Origin of the sequence: Paenibacillus xylanexedens (assembly GCF_007676705.1) — a bacterium.
GTDB lineage: Bacteria > Bacillota > Bacilli > Paenibacillales > Paenibacillaceae > Paenibacillus > Paenibacillus xylanexedens_C.
In genome coordinates, this window is sequence record NZ_VEBF01000001.1 from 1,798,900 (window position 1) to 1,814,785 (window position 15,886).

Consider the following 15,886-nt stretch of genomic DNA (forward strand, 5'->3'; position numbering starts at 1 on the left):
TTCTTCCCCCAGACTTTATACAGATTCGAACGGAAGCGGAATGACCGCCGTTACTGTCGTTCCCTTACGGGAAGAGCTAACTATCTCTAACCTACCCCCGAGTGATTCCGCCCGTTCCTTCATAATGGACAGGCCCAGTGAGCTTCCAGACGATGCTTTCGGCCTGTTCGTACCGCCTATTCCATGATCCGTTACGGTGAGCATCACTTCATGATCATTTAAGTTGAGGATGACCTCAGCAGATGAAACACCCGCATGTTTGCGGACGTTATTCAATGCCTCCTGTCCGATTCGCCACAATGCTTCTTCTATATTACGCGGTAAAGACCGCATTCCCGCTCGATCCACCACCACTTGAAGACCCTGGCTGGTACCGTATTCCTGCAAAGCACGGAGCAGTCCTGCCTCCAGTCCCGCGGGCCGAAGCTGCATAATCAATGCGCGCATTTCCTTAAGGGCCTCCTGAGACAAAGCCCGAATATCCTTCATCGCTTCCGCTACCGGGTACATCTGCTCGGAGCCGGACAACATACTTTCCGCACCTTTAGCAGTTAATGATAGTGAAAATAAGATCTGATTAACCGAATCATGCAGATCGCGAGCTAATCGGTTACGTTCTTCCAGTCGTGCCAGTTCCCGGCGATTCTCCGTCAGCTTCAGACTCTCCCACGAGGCCGTAATATGCTCGGCCAAAGCCTCCAGCACTTCACGGTCTGCCTGAATAGGACCTGGTGTTCCTACCCCAATCACCAGAATTCCTGTTTCCCCTGGCGTATGATACGGAAGCGGAGCAGCAATTCCCGAAGTAAGGAGATTTATCGTTTTCTCCGGCTCGCACACCGTGAAAATCTCAGTCATTTCTATTGCAGACAGGGATGCAGCACGGTGACTATTGATCACTCGGTTCATGTGGTTTGCTGCTTCCGAAGATAGAGTCGTACTTGGTAACGTCCGAACGATGCCACCTGCATAAGCTGCCTGCACCGTATATACGCCATTTTTCTGCTGAATAATTGCTGCCAAAGGCCAGTCATAATGTTGTCCCAGCAGCTGCACAACTTTTAAAGACAAAGCCTCTGAATTACTACATTTGTTGACTGCCAGACCCAAGGCGGCGCTGAACTCCCCCAGCTTGGCATACAGATCAGCCCGTCGCTGCTCTGCGCGATACAATCGCATCCGCTCCATCGCACTACCGATCTGATAGGCAACGCCCTGTAACAATGCCAGTTCGGTGTCGCTGAAATGTTCCTTAGCGGGTGCGGCAACGTTGAGCAGGCCAAGCATCTTCTCACCCGATCGCAGTGGAACGGTCGCATGATGGGTTATATCTTGGGTATCTCCCCATTGGAATTCCACTGCATCCACCAGCCGCTTACAGTTAATGATGTTGACCGCATGATTCAGTCGACCGTCCTTGAAACGGTTCACACACCAGCAAGTGCTCGTTCGCATGGGCTCTTTATCGTTCCGCAGTAATGCAGGGGGCAGGTTATAATCCGAAACACAGGTATAATCTCCGCGTTCATTAATGAGAAATACCCAGCCAGCAGTTAATCCGGTTAACTCCAGCAACTTGCCGACCACGGTATCCAGCATTAAACTCAAGTCATTAGATGTATTGAGCGTTTCCGCGATTGTCTTCAGCGTGATCATTTCCTGCATTCCGAGTTCTTCCGACATGGCAGACTTCTCTCCTTTGACTGATGCCAACTGTGGTTTGTTCAACTATTGTAACCAATCCATCTTGGATATTAAAGGATCAACTTCTTACCTGTTTCACTTAGCCCAGCTTCTGCCGCTCTTTCCGGGACACTGACAGTGGCTCCATATTAATCAGTCCGCGATCTGACAGTGCCAGCGCCATTTTGTAGAAAGCACGCGTACGAATCTTCGTATACGTATCCTTGCTGACAGGTGGATCAAACACATGGTTATACACTTTATAATCAAACACATCATCGTCCTTCAAGTACCGTTCACATACGAGTACACGTTCCTTCTCACTCAACCGGGACACAATAAAATCAATCGTATCGCAGTATGCCTGACGCGCGCGCTGCACGTCCACATTGAAGATCGCGGTTCTCGCCGTGGAATCCCCCGTCACATTGGTTGCACCGTGGAAACGCTCGGCATAACTTGCCGTCACCATAACCTCTCGTTCTTCAAATGCAATGGTTTTATAGATTCGGTATTTTTCCAGCGCAGCTTCAACAGCTGTTTGCGTTTTGCGTCGGTCCAATTCGGGCAGCATTAATTCCATAATCATTTTCCTCCTTTAGTGTTCTTTATAAAATAAATTCCTAATAGTTTCGTATGATCACTCCGATGACAGAACAATCCAGTTAAACATGCAACCATCTCATCTCCCGCACTTCTTCTCATTAATCAATTAAGTCACTCTATCGTTCACATGATATTGCTTTGCCATCGTTTTTTGAACGATAGCAAAAGGCTCTTATTCATAGAGTTGTCCAGTTTTCCAAAAAAGTAACGACATTTCTTCAATTTCCCCTGTTGCCTTTTGGAATCAATCCAAACCCTATAATCCGGGGAATTCCATTGTTCAGAATGTAATCTCTAAAACTCCAACCTGTATCAAGTTTACATTTTGTTCGTATAGTGTTCGTATTTCTATTTGAGGATACCACTTTCTGGAGATCGGAGTAAACCTTCATTTTGGTTCGTTTTGACGATAAAATAAAACCTTCGCTCTCATTTCCTATGCCTTTTGGCATAATTGTTTCATATCTCTTTACCTAATGGTATATATACGTTATAGTACTGTTTAATTAATGAACTTCCGTATAAGTCATTTGATTTTTATAAAGAAGCCACCGAGATTTTTCGGGAAGGGACTTAGATGTGTATCACGCGCATACGTAGTGAAGGAGACGGAATCGATTCTGAAGAAGCGAAGCGTTCGCCTTTATCCCCGGATTTCTCCCTTTGGAAAGGGAAACAGGAAATCTGGGGATAACAGCGATCAGAAGAACGATCCGAATCCGGAACGGGCATAGAACGCACATCTACCTCCCCATCCAACTGTCTTCTTTATAATCCAAGCACTTGTACGAATCGAAGGAGTGGCATGAATTGTGGAGCACGCTTTTGGTCCTTATATGAAACAACTGCGCGAGCAACAGGGATACAGCATCAATCAGCTCGCCGAAGCAGCCGGAATAAGCAACTCACAGATTTCACGCATTGAGAATGGAGTCCGGGGTGTGCCCAAACCTGCGACTATTCGCAAGATTTCAGATGCACTCTCGGTTCCCTATACAGAGATGATGAAACAGGCTGGCTATATTGAACCAGGGAGTTCCACTGAACTTCAGGATGTGCCGGAATGGGCTACATACAAAGACCGTCGTGATTTCAAAAAGATGCTGGAAGACGATGATGATCTGATGTTTGACGGCATTCCACTTGATGAAGATGACAAGAAACGAATTAAGGATGTGCTGACAGGTCTGTTCTGGGAAGCCAAACAAATGAACAAACGCAAGAAGACAGATGAATCGGACAAGCGCCCATGAGGCACGACAAACTGAATTTAATGAGGCAGCAGGTGAGATCATATGGATGACATCGTAACAAAGCTGATTCGAAAACACCGGACCAACTGCCCTTTCAGCATTGCCCGCGCGGTTGGAATACAGATTCGTTTCACCAATTTGGGGAAGTCCACCAAAGGACTGTACTTTCGGAAGCTCCGGCGCAGGTTTATCGTCATACACAATGATTTGCCGCCGGAATGGCAGCGGTTCGTATGTGCCCATGAGCTTGGTCATGATCGGCTTCATAAAGGAATCAATCGATTCTTTCTGGAGGAGCATTCCTATTTTGCTCCAGGCAAGCTGGAACGACAGGCTAACCGTTTTGCCATTCAATTGTTAACGTCCGGCGTGATGCCTGAACCGGATGAATCTTTGGAGAAATTCTGTTTACGTACCGGACTGCCGCGTGAAGCGCAGCATTTTTTTTACACTATTTAAGAACATATGTTCTTTCTCGGGATTATTTTTTCTCTATTTTCCATTCAAAGATTTACATGTCACTTTCAGGTTACTTATTTTTACGTAAATCGCGAGATTTCCACATACTAGTCTGTTAAAATACAACATGAGCTGTGTAAACGCTCAATTAGATTATTATTTTGGGAGGTTTCGGATTCATATGAAAATCTGGAAGAATTACGTTTCACTTCTGCTAACGGTCTGTTTGCTGTTTGGCAGTGTAGGTATTGCCGCAGCTGCAACGGACACCACTCCGGGCACAGGCAAACACATTACCATTCTACATACTAATGATACACATGCCCGTGCAGTTGAATCTTCACCTGCTATGGGTTTTGCCAAAGTAGCTGGAATCGCTGACAAATATCGTAGCGACAACCCGAACACACTCTTGCTCGATGCTGGAGATGCTGTGCATGGTACAACTTTTGCCACTCTTGTTAATGGTGAGAGCATCGTGAAAGTCATGAATGAAATGGGCTACCAGGCCATCGTACCGGGTAACCACGAATTCAACTATGGTTCGGATCGCTTGATCGAACTGGCAGACATGATGAACTTCCCAATGCTGAGTGCCAACGTGAAGAAAAAGGACGGAACACGTCTCTTCGATCCTTATCTCATTAAAGAAGTTGACGGCGTGAAGATCGGTATCATCGCCTTGACTACACCGGAAACATTGTACAAAACGAATCCGAAAAACGTAGAAGGTCTTGATATTACAGATCCATCTGCCGAAGCTAAAGTTCTGGTGAACGAGATCCGCAGCAAAGTAGATGTTGTTGTGGTATTGGGACATCTTGGGCAAGACACGTCCAGCACGGATACTAGCTTTAAAGTCGTTAAAGAAGTTCCTGGCATCGATGTATTCATCGATGGTCACAGCCACACAATACTGCAGGACGGTCTTGTATCCGATAACGGAACATTGATCGCAAGTGCAGGAGAATACACTAACTACGTAGGTGTCATCGACCTGTGGGTAGACGGTGGTAAAGTAACGAAGAAACAAGCAACATTAATTGATGAAACTGAAGCAAAAGACATCAAACCGAATGAGAAAGTTGCGGCTCTCGTGAACTCCATTCAAAAAGAACAAGAGCCTATTTTGAAAGAAGAAGTAGCCAATACAGACATTCTGCTGGATGGTAAACGTGAACAGGTACGTGCAGGTGAAACCAACCTGGGTGACCTGCTTGCAGATGCAATTCGTGATGTCAGCAACGCCGATATCGCACTGACTAACGGTGGGGGTATCCGTGCTTCCATTGAAAAAGGTATCGTAACCAAAGGTGATATCATCACAGTGCTTCCTTTTGGTAATCAAGTGGTCACTCTTGAAGTGAAAGGGTCCGATATTCTGGCAGCCCTTGAAGTCGGTGTAGCTTCCTATCCGGAGCCAAGTGGTGGATTTCCGCAAGTATCTGGAATCAAGTTCAAAATCGACACTTCCGCTGCAGAAGGTAGCCGTGTACATTCCGTGACTGTTGGCGATAAAGCCCTTGATCCGGAAGCAACATACACGCTGGCAACCAATGATTTCACTGCTGTTGGCGGTGACGAGTACACCATGTTCACCAAATATGCTACAACAGGTATGTACGGCGCATTGGATGAAGCGTTGATCAACTACATGCAGAAGCTTGGCGCTGTAGACATCAAAACAGATGGTCGGATCAGTGAAGCGAAAAAACCTGCAGTAGAGCCGGAAACTCCGGCAACAGAAACACCAGCTCCAACCAAGCCAAAACCAGAAACACCAAAACCGGAAAAACCGTCTAAACCGACGCCAAGCAAACCAGCTCCAGCCAAACTGCATGTTGTGAAATCCGGAGATTCCCTGTATTCCATCTCCAAACAATACGGCACAACTTGGCAGGCATTGCAAAAGCTGAACAATATCAAAAATCCACACTGGATCTATCCGGGTCAACAATTGAAATTGCCTGCAGCTTCTTAAGATTAATACAGAGCAGCAGCATAACGGATCTATCTTGTCATAACAAAAAGGGTGTCCCTGTAGCCAGATTACTGGTTAAAGGGACACCCTTTTGTAATTAGTTCATAACATCCACCCACATCGGGTAAAGGAACATTCCCTGTGGACATATCCTGCTGATCTTGGCAATCATCTGAGATAAAAATAAATCCCAGTGAGGACTTCATGGAGCAACTTTATCATGTGCCTTCGACAACGAACTATATAAAAACTCTCCAGAATTACCGTGTTCATGCGGTTATTGCACATTTAATTTCGACATCTCTGTCTTCTCAGTATTGCATACTTGCACATCAATCTGCCTGAGTACGATCATCTTTAAACCCTTAATCATAAAATCATTTGTATACACTGAATACAACTATCCGAATATAGTTATTTCGTATGATACGATAGTTGGAATCCTGCCTATTTGTATGCCTATGGCCCTCTTTTTCTTGCTCTCATTGGAAATTTAGCAATCAAAATCATCTACCGCATGATAATCGGTACTATTATGTGAACTCATATAATTAGCAAATCCCATAGATCTATATAAGTTGAACTATAGATATATTCACACGGACACTCCGATGACAGAATAACCTTCCAATCGCTGTTATCCCCAGATTTTTTTGATTCCCTTTTCTGAAGGGAAAAATCCGGAGATAAAGGCGAACGCTTCGCTTTTTCAGTTTTTTTCTGTCCTCTACGTTTCTGTGTATATGATTAGTTCAACTTATCTAGGAAGTGAGCTGTTCTTTCACATAAAGCACAGCCTCCTGTGCCGTCATCCCCATTCGTTTCGATTCACCTAATGCTGCAAGCGCATGTGATCCAAGTTCAACTTGCCCTTCGGCTGCCCCTCGACCAATAACGATCTGCACAGGTAAGCCAATCAACTCTGCATCCTTGAATTTCACACCTGGACGTTCATCCCGGTCATCCACCAATACCGTGTAACCGCCCTCGACCAATTGTTGTTCCAGTTCAAGGGTGAGCTGACGTTGCTGCTCATCCTTCCAGCTCACTGTAATCAGATGCACATCATATGGCGCCACAGCGGCAGGCCATCTTATGCCTTCATCTCCTGCATATTGTTCAGCTATCGCAGCCATCAGGCGGGATACGCCAATTCCGTAACATCCCATAACTGGCGCGCACTGGCGACCATTACGATCCAGGAAGGAGGCCCCCATGGCATCACTGTATTTCGTTCCCAATTTGAATATGTGTCCAACCTCGATACCTTTGGTAAACACAAGTGGCGATGCACACGTTGGGCAAGCATCCCCTTCAGCAGCAAAGCGAATTCGTTCTACTCGCTCCAATGCAAAATCAATGCCTGGGCGTACGCCAGAAACATGCATATCCACTTCATTGGCTCCTGTAATTGCGCTCTTCATCACTGCCACGTCAGCGTCCAGCACCATCGGCAGATTCAGTCCAATCGGACCCAGAAAACCTACCTTCAGGTTCGGATGTGCCGCAATGGCTGCATCGTCTGCAAGGATCAGTTCCTCTGCACCCAACACCTGCTTTAGTGCGATGTCATTCAGTTCATGGTCTCCACGCACCAGCGCAGCGACAAGCTGACCATCTGCAACATAAAGCAGCGTCTTGATCATCTGTTCAGCACCTTCACCTATAAAGGAACTTAACTCTGCAATCGTACGAACGCCAGGTGTTGAGATACGTACCACGGTTTCCTCTCCTGAATGCTCATCCGTCTGAAGCGTGGAATCTGCACTCGCAGAGACTTCTGGAATTTCTGAGCTTGCTTCTTTTTTCCCAATATCTCCGAAAGTCTGATAATCAGCTTTCTCCAAGTTTGCAGCATATCCACAATGCTTGCAGGTTACAATCGTGTCTTCACCTACGTCAGCCAGAGCCATGAACTCGTGTGTTTCTCCTTGACCGCCAATCGTTCCCGCGTCCGCCTCAACACGGATATAGTCAAGACCGCAACGCTCCAGAATGCGACTGTAAGCTGTATTCATCGCCTGATAGGTACGATCAAGCTCTTCCCAATCCGAAGCAAAAGAGTACGCATCCTTCATGATGAATTCTCGTCCGCGCAGTAATCCAAATCGAGGACGACGTTCATCCCGGAACTTGGTTCCGATCTGGTACAGGGTGAATGGCAGCTTGCGATACGAGCTCACCTCGTCCCGCGCTAAAGCAGTTACGACTTCCTCATGTGTTGGTCCAAGGGCAAATTCTCGTGCATGACGATCCTTCAGACGCATCAATTCAGGACCATACTGTGTGTACCTTCCGGATTCTTCCCATAACTCGGCAGGCTGCATAATCGGCAGCAATACTTCCTGACACCCCGCACGATCCATCTCTTCTCGAACGATCCGTTCAACGTTCAGCAATATGCGCCGTCCGAGGGGCAGATAACTGTAAATTCCCGCCGCCAGTTGGCGAATCATACCGGAACGCAGTAACCAGCGATGTCCTGCCGCATCTGCCTCCGCTGGCGCTTCACGTAATGTTGGAACAAGCATTTCACTTTGACGCATCTGAACACACTCCTAGTTTTTCTTATTGTTATTGGTTATCTAAAGTTATAAACAGCAAAAAGACACATCCGTCAAGGGACGAATGTGTCGTGGTACCACCCTTGTTTAACTGCACATTAAACCGTTTGCTCGCAATCTATGCGATCTGTAGCATGCAGTCCTACGGGGCATAACGGGCCCTGCCGGCGGAGGTTGCAACCCTGTATGGGCATTCTCTTCCGCAGCTCGCGAGGTAGGAATTATGAAGCAGCTACAGGAACCTTGCACCACACTGTTCCCTCTCTGTTGAAGCTGGCTTGCACAATCATGTCCTCGTTATAACGCTGTTATCATTTTTGACCACATTAGTTCATTTACAAGAAATTGTCAACCATACCACGTTAACATAAAGTACAATGAATTCCACATCGATGGCTGACATGACAGCACGTTCCCTGTAATATAGAGGAATAGAAATATACCCTGGGTATTAATTGATAAAGGAGCTTGTCCTATGCCATATATTATATATGATCTTGAATTCACAGTAAGCCGTAATACTCGCTATTCTTCTGAAATTATTGATATCGGTGCCGTCAAAGTTACGGAGAGTGCGGATGGATTGGCCGTTACAGATACATTCCATACGTACGTTCGTCCTTCCAACAAATCCGTCCTGTCTACCGACACGATCCAGTTCACAGGCATCACGCAGAAGGATATTGATGCAGCTCCTCTTTTTCCAGCAGCACTGAATCAATTCATCGCATGGATGGGAAGCGAACCCTATTACATGTGTTCCTGGGGACCGGATGACCGCAGCAAACTAATCTCTCATTGTCGCACCCACCAGCTCGATGTGGCCTGGATTACTAATCATAACGATCTCCAGCAGCAATGGTCCCGCACCGTTCGCAAAGAAGGCAAGTTCCGTCAACTCGGACTCGCGCAGGCTCTTGAAATCTGCGGCATCGAATTCGATGGTACCCAGCACCGCGCATTGGATGATGCCATCAACACAGCCAAGGTGTTCATGCATCAATTTGATCGCTTCACGCTGGAAAACAATTGTGCAGCGGATGATGAGGGAATTACATCCAAGGTCGTCTATTCCAGCTCCACAGAAGATGAAGAGAAAGAATCACCTTTTGGCAATCTGGCAAGCCTATTCAAAACCAAAGAGTAGCCAGCCACAGCTCTGAATTTATTGGTGTTCTAACATCTGTGTTATTGCTTCAGATTGCATGCAAATCTCAATTTCTGTCGTACATTTGTTGCCAACTGTTCAGGCGTTCTTTCATCCTGATGCGGCAGATCTCAGGTTCGATGATCTCCGCATCAGGTCCATATTTAGATACCCATACGAGAATTTCCTCAACATCACTTAATATAGCTTCAAATAACAGGCTGCCTTCCGGTTCAATGGTTAAGATGGGGCTTATGCAGAATTGCTCCTGCATCACACGCTCCACAGCATGGGGTGCAAATCGAATTTTGAACGCTGTCCACTCCGTACTTCCCTCGTATGCCCAAGGAATGCGGAAGTGCGATTGTATGAGATGATCCTCTTTGCGAAACGTGCGTGGCAATATTCGTATCCTCTGCAGCCGGCTTACCTGAAAAATTCGAAGTTTCTCCGACAGGTGACAATACGCTAACAGCTCAAATCTGTACTCGCGAGGGATAAGACAGTAAGGATCTATGCGTACGATCCCTTTTTTACCTTGAGACAGATATTCCCCTTCAATGGTGTTCTGTGAAATGCCGGCATGAAGCAGGGTAATTAGAGATTGATTCTGCGGATCATTTCTCTCATCTTGCCATGCAGGCAATCCCAGTTTAAACAATCTACTAATATGCTCCGACCATTCCACTCGTTCTGTTTTGTTTTTCTGACTCGCAGCAACTACTTTCTCATAAGCGCTCTCAAAAGCAGGTTTCAGCAAAGGACGAATATTCTCCATAACTTCAGCAAGATGCATGAAAGCTTGGGCTTCTTCATCAGACCAATTTAGCGGATACATGGCAAACTGGCTGATAAACATGTACCCTTGCCCGTGTCCCATATTGGCGATCGGGATATGCATTGCACTGAGGGCCTCCATGTCGCGGTATATCGTCCTTTCCGTCGTCTCGCATCGCTCGGCAAGCTCACGTGCCAGAATGCCCGGCTTGGCCTGTACCAGCGTTATAATGCGCATTAATCGGATTAGTCGGTCTGTCATTTTGCCGGACCCTCCACGATGTTGTTTCAATAAATTTGATACAACTCCATCCATTGTTTAATATGATATTGATACATACATTCGACCTTTTCCTAAACTTCACCTTCAAATATGTAGACTCTCTCTATACCGTTACCATCTGAAATCAACCCTATTCTCCTAATATCTTTTTTTCACGATCATGATATCCGGTTGTAAACGTGATCCCGTAGTGATAACGCAGCTTTTCAACGATCTCGGCTTCCGCGTAATAGTCCAGATCCTGTTTCCGCGCAGCTTCAATTAACAGCGCATCTGCATGACGACGCAACATATTACTTCCCTCTTGAACCCGGCCTCTTTCGTAGGCGCGCAGGGCTTGTTTGATCAAGGGCACCGTTTCACTTAATTTGATCGTCTTCTCCACCTTGGGATCTTCCGGCTGTCGCAACATGCCCAGATGACTGGTGTATTGAATATACAACTGTTCTCTTCGTAACAATACGCGTTGACTTTGCTTCAACTTCCTTGTGCTCCAATAGGCTGAACATACGGCAGCTTTTCCTGATACACGGGGTCCCATGACGAATTCAAGCAAAATTTGCTTGCTTTCCCCCTTGTACATATCGCCAAGCCTCAGTACCCAGCCAATATCCGTTTCTTTGGAACGACATCCATAGATACCTTTTAGCTGTACTCCAAATTCCGGTTTGAGCAAAAGTTCCAAATCTCTTGATACAATTTTGGGTGCTATTTTCCTAAGTCTTTTGGCAGGGGCACCGTTACGCCACTCTACCATCATATATACGGGGTCGGCTCCCCCTGTCGGTATGGCCTCTTTATTCCACGAATAAGATACTTCAAAGACTGAGTTCACTGGTAGTCTCTCCCCCGATTTATATGTATTATCTTCTAAGTTATCAGGGTGAATGGACACTATATTGTCACGGAACAAATGTTCTCATTAAATTTTTCCAATATATTAGTTTTATATCCCTAAATCCGTCTCAATACGACAATAAACGACGAAAAAGCCTGGCGCTATGCCAAGCTTTTCAATCACTTATCTATGACAAGTCCCAAATTAAACAGTAGGATGATCGATTCCCATTTTGTGTAAATATTGTGCGCTATCTGCTTCGGTTACCGGAGCATAGGTGACACTGTCAATGACCAGCTTACGTCCCACTGGCTCTCCGTTAACAGTGATCATAATTGTTTTGGTTGATGTGTTCTGATCTGCTGTATACATATGTTTCTACTCCTTCATGTTCACGATCTTATATTCAATCGGATATATTGGTATCGTTCATTAAATTGCGTATTTGTGAATAGCATGCACCCGGAACTGAAGTATAAGATGTGTTAAAACGGTCCGGTGTGCTGCCTATCCTACTATTACCCCACAGATTTATAAGCTAAACAGCTCTTACTATAAATAATTTTAAATATTTCGGGTAATAAAACGATATCATCTTGAACCCATCGTCCCGGTTTTGACGTATAATGTAAGAGCCGTATTTCAACATTAGACGACGAATTCGGCAATCGACATATCTAACCGAAGAAAGAGGTGTTAACGATGCCAAAATCCACTCAGGGTTATTTCATTCGGGTGTTATTCACCACATGCATTCTATTTACCGTTTCAATAGCATCCTCAGTAAGTGCAGCCAGTGCCAATATTTTTACTGATATATATAGCGGATGGGAGCGAGTCTCCGAACTGCCCGGAGAAGTGAACGCTCTACAGGAAAGTTATAAGCAAACGATGGAGCAACTAAATCAAACCTCTGCCCAATTGGGACAAGCCCAGGCTAATGTCGAAGCATTCAAGACCCAGAATGAACAGCTGCTGGCCCAGAACCAGAAACTCACTGAAATGGTAAGTAAACTGCAGGATGATCAGAATGCCAAAGCTGCTGCCAGCAAACGAATTCAGACAATGATTATCACTGTCGTATCACTCATATTGGGTTACTTTATTCTGATTCGTGTGATGCGTTGGGGAATGCGTCGCCGTTCGGGCCGAGTATAAAAGAACAGGAGCAACTGCATGAACATACACCTGAACAATGCTGAAGCAGGCGGAGCGGGACAAGTTGTTACGTTCTCACTGATTCAAGATGACCGCCTTCATATTTTGCATCCGCAGCAGATTGTGGCCTTCCGAGGTCCGAGTGGTAGTCGCAATGATAAATTCATGAATATCACGGGCATATATCGCAAAAAAAAGCTGATTAAATCCGAAATCACCGGACCTTGCCAATTTGTGGCCGCCCTGCCTCCCGGATTCACCATGAAGGAAGTGGAGCTCACGGAGGATAGTGATCTGCTCTATGACTTCCGCCACCTGTTCTTCTACTCTGATGGTGTAACCATGCATACCAAAATTCAGAAAATCAAAAACATGCTGATCACCCGTGATGCAGTGAAAATGAAATTTTCCGGCAAAGGCAAAATCGGATTGCTTACCCAAGGTCAAGTCTGCCAGCAGGAACTGCATCCGACTGCCCCGCTCTATGTGGATGCTGGCAGCATTATTGCCTATCCCGAAAATGCACATCTGGAACTCACCGTATATGGTAACAACCTTGCCAGTCAGCATATGAATTATCATTGGAAGATGACAGGACATGGATCTGTACTCTTTCAGGCTGGACGTGAGAATCACCGTTTGGAACAGGATCTCAACGACGAGGGACTGTTCAAACGAATTCTGAAAGAAGTGATCCCTTTCGGTAATGTACTGATCAAGTAAGCTGTTGTAGGATGAATCCGACCGATTAGCTGCCACTATGCTCCAGTGGGGTGGTCACCACGCGGTTTCATGTTATAATGGTTCAGACAATTGAAGAAGAAAATCCATGCCTGTGGCATGGGAGAGGTTCGCGAACTCCCTCTATAAGACTTGACCATGCGATGGTCAGTATAAGTCTTGCGTACACGTTGCAGTCACCATGCAATCATGTACGTAAAAAACTAAGGACACTTACTCTTGCCTGCTTTTTTGAAGCGGTTATGGAGAAGGTGTGTTTTTTGATGGATGCCAGTTCATGAACTTCTCTGTTCTTCCGACACTCTGTGCCTATGCGCATAGTTTGATCTCAAGAAGATGGAGAGGTTTTTTTATGTTGAACGAAGAAAAAGCAGTCGTTGTATTCAGCGGCGGTCAGGATAGTACAACTTGTCTGTTCTGGGCCAAACAACAGTTTGCCGAAGTTGAGGTCGTTACGTTCGATTATGGTCAGCGCCACAAGCTGGAGATTGAGTGTGCATCAGAGATCGCTCGCGATCTGGGCGTACAGCAAACGGTGCTGGATATGAGCTTGTTAAACCAACTTGCACCCAATGCGCTCACTCGCACGGATGTAGAGATTACCCATGAAGAAGGCGAACTGCCGAGCACATTTGTGGATGGACGGAATCTGCTGTTCCTCAGTTTTGCAGCCATTATGGCGAAGCAAAAAGGAGCACGTCACCTGGTTACAGGTGTATGCGAGACGGATTTCAGCGGATACCCGGATTGCCGGGATTCATTTGTGAAATCGATGAATGTGACACTTAACCTGTCGATGGACTATCCATTCGTCATTCATACGCCGCTCATGTGGCTGGACAAAGCTCAAACGTGGAAGATGGCGGACGATCTCGGTGCCTTTGATTATGTACGCGAGCGTACCCTGACCTGTTATAACGGTGTGATTGGCGATGGCTGCGGAGAATGCCCTGCCTGCAAACTGCGCAAAGCTGGACTGGATCGCTATGTACAGCAGCGTACTGCTGCTGAATCGGCGGGAGTGGATGTGCGATGAGAGAGCCTGGAACGTTCCGTATTGTTGAGCGATTGCAGCGAATTGACGAGGACATCCTGCCTACACAACTGAGATATCACCGTAAGCGTGTACTGGTCAGCAAAGAGTTTACTTTTGACGCGGCACATCATCTGCATTGTTATGAAGGCAAGTGCAAGAACCTGCACGGTCATACGTATAAAGTTATTTTTGGTATCAGCGGTTATCCGGGTGAAACCGGGCTGACGGTTGATTTTGGACATATCAAAGATATATGGAAAACTCAGATTGAGGGATATCTGGATCATCAGTACCTCAACGAGACACTTCCTTTAATGAATACAACGGCTGAAAATATGGTCGTTTGGCTGTTCGAACAGATGGAACATGCGCTACAGACGGAGCCCTATGTCGGGCTGACAGATGGTGGGCGGACAGAGTTTGTCCGACTCTTCGAGACACCCACCAGTTACGCTGAGGCGAGAAGGGAGTGGATGATCGATGAGTAGTGTTGTAGAACAGAGGCAGTCGCGCGAACGCAACCAGGAAGCTCGTATCCCTGTGATGGAGATTTTTGGTCCGACGGTTCAAGGCGAAGGCATGGTCATCGGGCAAAAAACGATGTTTGTTCGCACCGCGGGCTGCGATTATCGCTGCTCCTGGTGCGACTCGGCCTTTACCTGGGACGGCAGTGGCAAGGACCAGATTCGGATGATTACGCCGGAGGACGTATGGGCAGAATTGCGCCGCGTTGGCGGCACGCGTTTCTCCCATGTCACCATCTCCGGCGGTAATCCCGCCCTGCTCGCTTCGCTGGGCGGATTGGTTGCCCTGCTGCGGGAGAACGACATCCGCACCGCGGTGGAGACACAGGGCTCCCGCTGGCAGCCTTGGCTGGCGGACATTGACGAAGTCACCGTCTCGCCCAAGCCACCCAGCTCCGGCATGGACACCGATTGGGCCGTGCTGGATGATCTGATCGAACGGCTCGCCGCTGGCCCGGTGGAACGAAGTCATAGTCTGAAGATCGTGATCTTCGATGAGACAGACTTGGATTATGCCCGCCGTGTGCATGCACGGTATCCGGGCACGGATTTATTTTTACAAACCGGGAACCCGGATGTGACTTCCGCCGACACGCCAGATCTGGCATCCTCGCTGCTTGCACGTTATGAGTGGCTGATTGACCAAGTCAGTGCTTCCGATGAGCTTAACAACGTTCGTGTGCTTCCACAGCTTCACACGCTGGTATGGGGCAACAAACGCGGCGTCTAATGGGCTCTATGGGTGGAGACAATAAGAGAGTTAAACAGGCAAAAATGCCTATTTATATATACCGCGAGGCTTCGGGCTTTGACGGAAACAAGGAGCGTTTACGAAC

General features: G+C 46.7%; 15 protein-coding genes. 9 read left to right on the plus strand and 6 right to left on the minus strand.

What is annotated here, in order from left to right; genetic code table 11:
• Nucleotides 1-15: 15 nt before the first annotated feature.
• On the minus strand, nucleotides 16-1,713 hold the full coding sequence (locus FS628_RS08195; protein WP_260870956.1) for a GAF domain-containing sensor histidine kinase: 1,698 nt from the start codon (nucleotides 1,711-1,713) through the stop codon (nucleotides 16-18).
• Between the two features lie 70 nt (nucleotides 1,714-1,783).
• Nucleotides 1,784-2,266, minus strand: a complete 483-nt coding sequence (locus FS628_RS08200; protein ID WP_145320686.1) for an ArpU family phage packaging/lysis transcriptional regulator — start codon at nucleotides 2,264-2,266, stop codon at nucleotides 1,784-1,786.
• An 832-nt stretch (nucleotides 2,267-3,098) separates the two neighbouring features.
• Between FS628_RS08200 and FS628_RS08205 the strand changes: the two genes are divergently transcribed.
• The 3 genes from FS628_RS08205 (at nucleotide 3,099) to FS628_RS08215 (ending at nucleotide 5,982) form a co-directional block, all read left to right on the plus strand.
• Nucleotides 3,099-3,542, plus strand: a complete 444-nt coding sequence (locus tag FS628_RS08205; protein ID WP_145320688.1) for a helix-turn-helix domain-containing protein — start codon at nucleotides 3,099-3,101, stop codon at nucleotides 3,540-3,542.
• Between the two features lie 42 nt (nucleotides 3,543-3,584).
• A complete protein-coding gene (locus FS628_RS08210; protein WP_101314157.1) occupies nucleotides 3,585-4,001 on the plus strand; it encodes an ImmA/IrrE family metallo-endopeptidase in 417 nt (138 codons plus the stop codon).
• Nucleotides 4,002-4,182: 181 nt separating this feature from the next.
• Nucleotides 4,183-5,982: a 5'-nucleotidase C-terminal domain-containing protein gene (locus FS628_RS08215; protein WP_145320690.1), complete on the plus strand. Its 1,800-nt coding sequence runs from the start codon at nucleotides 4,183-4,185 to the stop codon at nucleotides 5,980-5,982.
• A gap of 761 nt (nucleotides 5,983-6,743) precedes the next feature.
• On the opposite strand, the gene FS628_RS08220 is transcribed toward FS628_RS08215, so the two are convergent.
• Nucleotides 6,744-8,528, minus strand: coding sequence for a proline--tRNA ligase (locus FS628_RS08220; RefSeq protein WP_145320693.1), 1,785 nt, complete (start codon nucleotides 8,526-8,528; stop codon nucleotides 6,744-6,746).
• A 493-nt stretch (nucleotides 8,529-9,021) separates the two neighbouring features.
• Between FS628_RS08220 and FS628_RS08225 the strand changes: the two genes are divergently transcribed.
• Entirely contained in the window at nucleotides 9,022-9,693 is a 672-nt protein-coding gene (locus FS628_RS08225; protein WP_145320696.1) for a 3'-5' exonuclease, read from the plus strand.
• 67 nt (nucleotides 9,694-9,760) lie between these two features.
• On the opposite strand, the gene FS628_RS08230 is transcribed toward FS628_RS08225, so the two are convergent.
• The 3 genes from FS628_RS08230 to FS628_RS31315 all read right to left on the minus strand — a co-directional run bounded on the left by FS628_RS08230 (nucleotide 9,761) and on the right by FS628_RS31315 (nucleotide 11,963).
• A complete protein-coding gene (locus FS628_RS08230) occupies nucleotides 9,761-10,732 on the minus strand; it encodes a helix-turn-helix transcriptional regulator (protein WP_145320698.1) in 972 nt (323 codons plus the stop codon).
• A gap of 151 nt (nucleotides 10,733-10,883) precedes the next feature.
• Nucleotides 10,884-11,588 carry a hypothetical protein gene (locus FS628_RS08235; RefSeq protein WP_145320700.1) on the minus strand — a complete coding sequence of 235 codons (705 nt, stop codon included), beginning with the start codon at nucleotides 11,586-11,588 and terminating at the stop codon, nucleotides 10,884-10,886.
• Nucleotides 11,589-11,795: 207 nt separating this feature from the next.
• Nucleotides 11,796-11,963 carry a hypothetical protein gene (locus FS628_RS31315; protein WP_186327743.1) on the minus strand — a complete coding sequence of 56 codons (168 nt, stop codon included), beginning with the start codon at nucleotides 11,961-11,963 and terminating at the stop codon, nucleotides 11,796-11,798.
• Between the two features lie 330 nt (nucleotides 11,964-12,293).
• Here FS628_RS31315 and FS628_RS08240 point away from each other — a divergent pair, with 330 nt between their 5' ends.
• The 5 genes from FS628_RS08240 to queE all read left to right on the plus strand — a co-directional run bounded on the left by FS628_RS08240 (nucleotide 12,294) and on the right by queE (nucleotide 15,780).
• A complete protein-coding gene (locus tag FS628_RS08240; RefSeq protein ID WP_145320702.1) occupies nucleotides 12,294-12,749 on the plus strand; it encodes a hypothetical protein in 456 nt (151 codons plus the stop codon).
• Nucleotides 12,750-12,767: 18 nt separating this feature from the next.
• Nucleotides 12,768-13,472 (plus strand): AIM24 family protein, encoded by a 705-nt coding sequence (locus FS628_RS08245; protein ID WP_145320704.1) that lies wholly within the window; start codon nucleotides 12,768-12,770, stop codon nucleotides 13,470-13,472.
• Nucleotides 13,473-13,845: 373 nt separating this feature from the next.
• Nucleotides 13,846-14,526, plus strand: coding sequence for a 7-cyano-7-deazaguanine synthase QueC (gene queC / locus FS628_RS08250; protein WP_145321473.1), 681 nt, complete (start codon nucleotides 13,846-13,848; stop codon nucleotides 14,524-14,526).
• The gene (queD, locus tag FS628_RS08255) at nucleotides 14,523-15,014 is read left to right on the plus strand and encodes a 6-carboxytetrahydropterin synthase QueD (RefSeq protein WP_145320706.1); all 492 of its coding nucleotides are present in this window, start codon (nucleotides 14,523-14,525) and stop codon (nucleotides 15,012-15,014) included. Before queC ends, queD begins: the two co-directional genes overlap by 4 nt.
• Nucleotides 15,007-15,780 (plus strand): 7-carboxy-7-deazaguanine synthase QueE, encoded by a 774-nt coding sequence (gene queE, locus FS628_RS08260; protein WP_145320708.1) that lies wholly within the window; start codon nucleotides 15,007-15,009, stop codon nucleotides 15,778-15,780. The genes queD and queE overlap by 8 nt, the downstream gene beginning before the upstream one ends.
• Nucleotides 15,781-15,886 lie beyond the last annotated feature (106 nt).

Excerpts from the sequence above, each read along its gene's own strand:
- FS628_RS08200 (WP_145320686.1), bottom strand. The coding sequence starts at position 2,266 with ATGGAATTAATGCTGCCCGAATTGGACCGACGCAAAACGCAAACAGCT.
- FS628_RS08210 (WP_101314157.1), top strand. The coding sequence starts at position 3,585 with ATGGATGACATCGTAACAAAGCTGATTCGAAAACACCGGACCAACTGC.
- FS628_RS08215 (WP_145320690.1), top strand. The coding sequence starts at position 4,183 with ATGAAAATCTGGAAGAATTACGTTTCACTTCTGCTAACGGTCTGTTTG.
- FS628_RS08220 (WP_145320693.1), bottom strand. The coding sequence starts at position 8,528 with ATGCGTCAAAGTGAAATGCTTGTTCCAACATTACGTGAAGCGCCAGCG.
- FS628_RS08225 (WP_145320696.1), top strand. The coding sequence starts at position 9,022 with ATGCCATATATTATATATGATCTTGAATTCACAGTAAGCCGTAATACT.
- FS628_RS08230 (WP_145320698.1), bottom strand. The coding sequence starts at position 10,732 with ATGACAGACCGACTAATCCGATTAATGCGCATTATAACGCTGGTACAG.
- FS628_RS31315 (WP_186327743.1), bottom strand. The coding sequence starts at position 11,963 with ATGTATACAGCAGATCAGAACACATCAACCAAAACAATTATGATCACT.
- FS628_RS08240 (WP_145320702.1), top strand. The coding sequence starts at position 12,294 with ATGCCAAAATCCACTCAGGGTTATTTCATTCGGGTGTTATTCACCACA.
- FS628_RS08245 (WP_145320704.1), top strand. The coding sequence starts at position 12,768 with ATGAACATACACCTGAACAATGCTGAAGCAGGCGGAGCGGGACAAGTT.
- queD (WP_145320706.1), top strand. The coding sequence starts at position 14,523 with ATGAGAGAGCCTGGAACGTTCCGTATTGTTGAGCGATTGCAGCGAATT.
- queE (WP_145320708.1), top strand. The coding sequence starts at position 15,007 with ATGAGTAGTGTTGTAGAACAGAGGCAGTCGCGCGAACGCAACCAGGAA.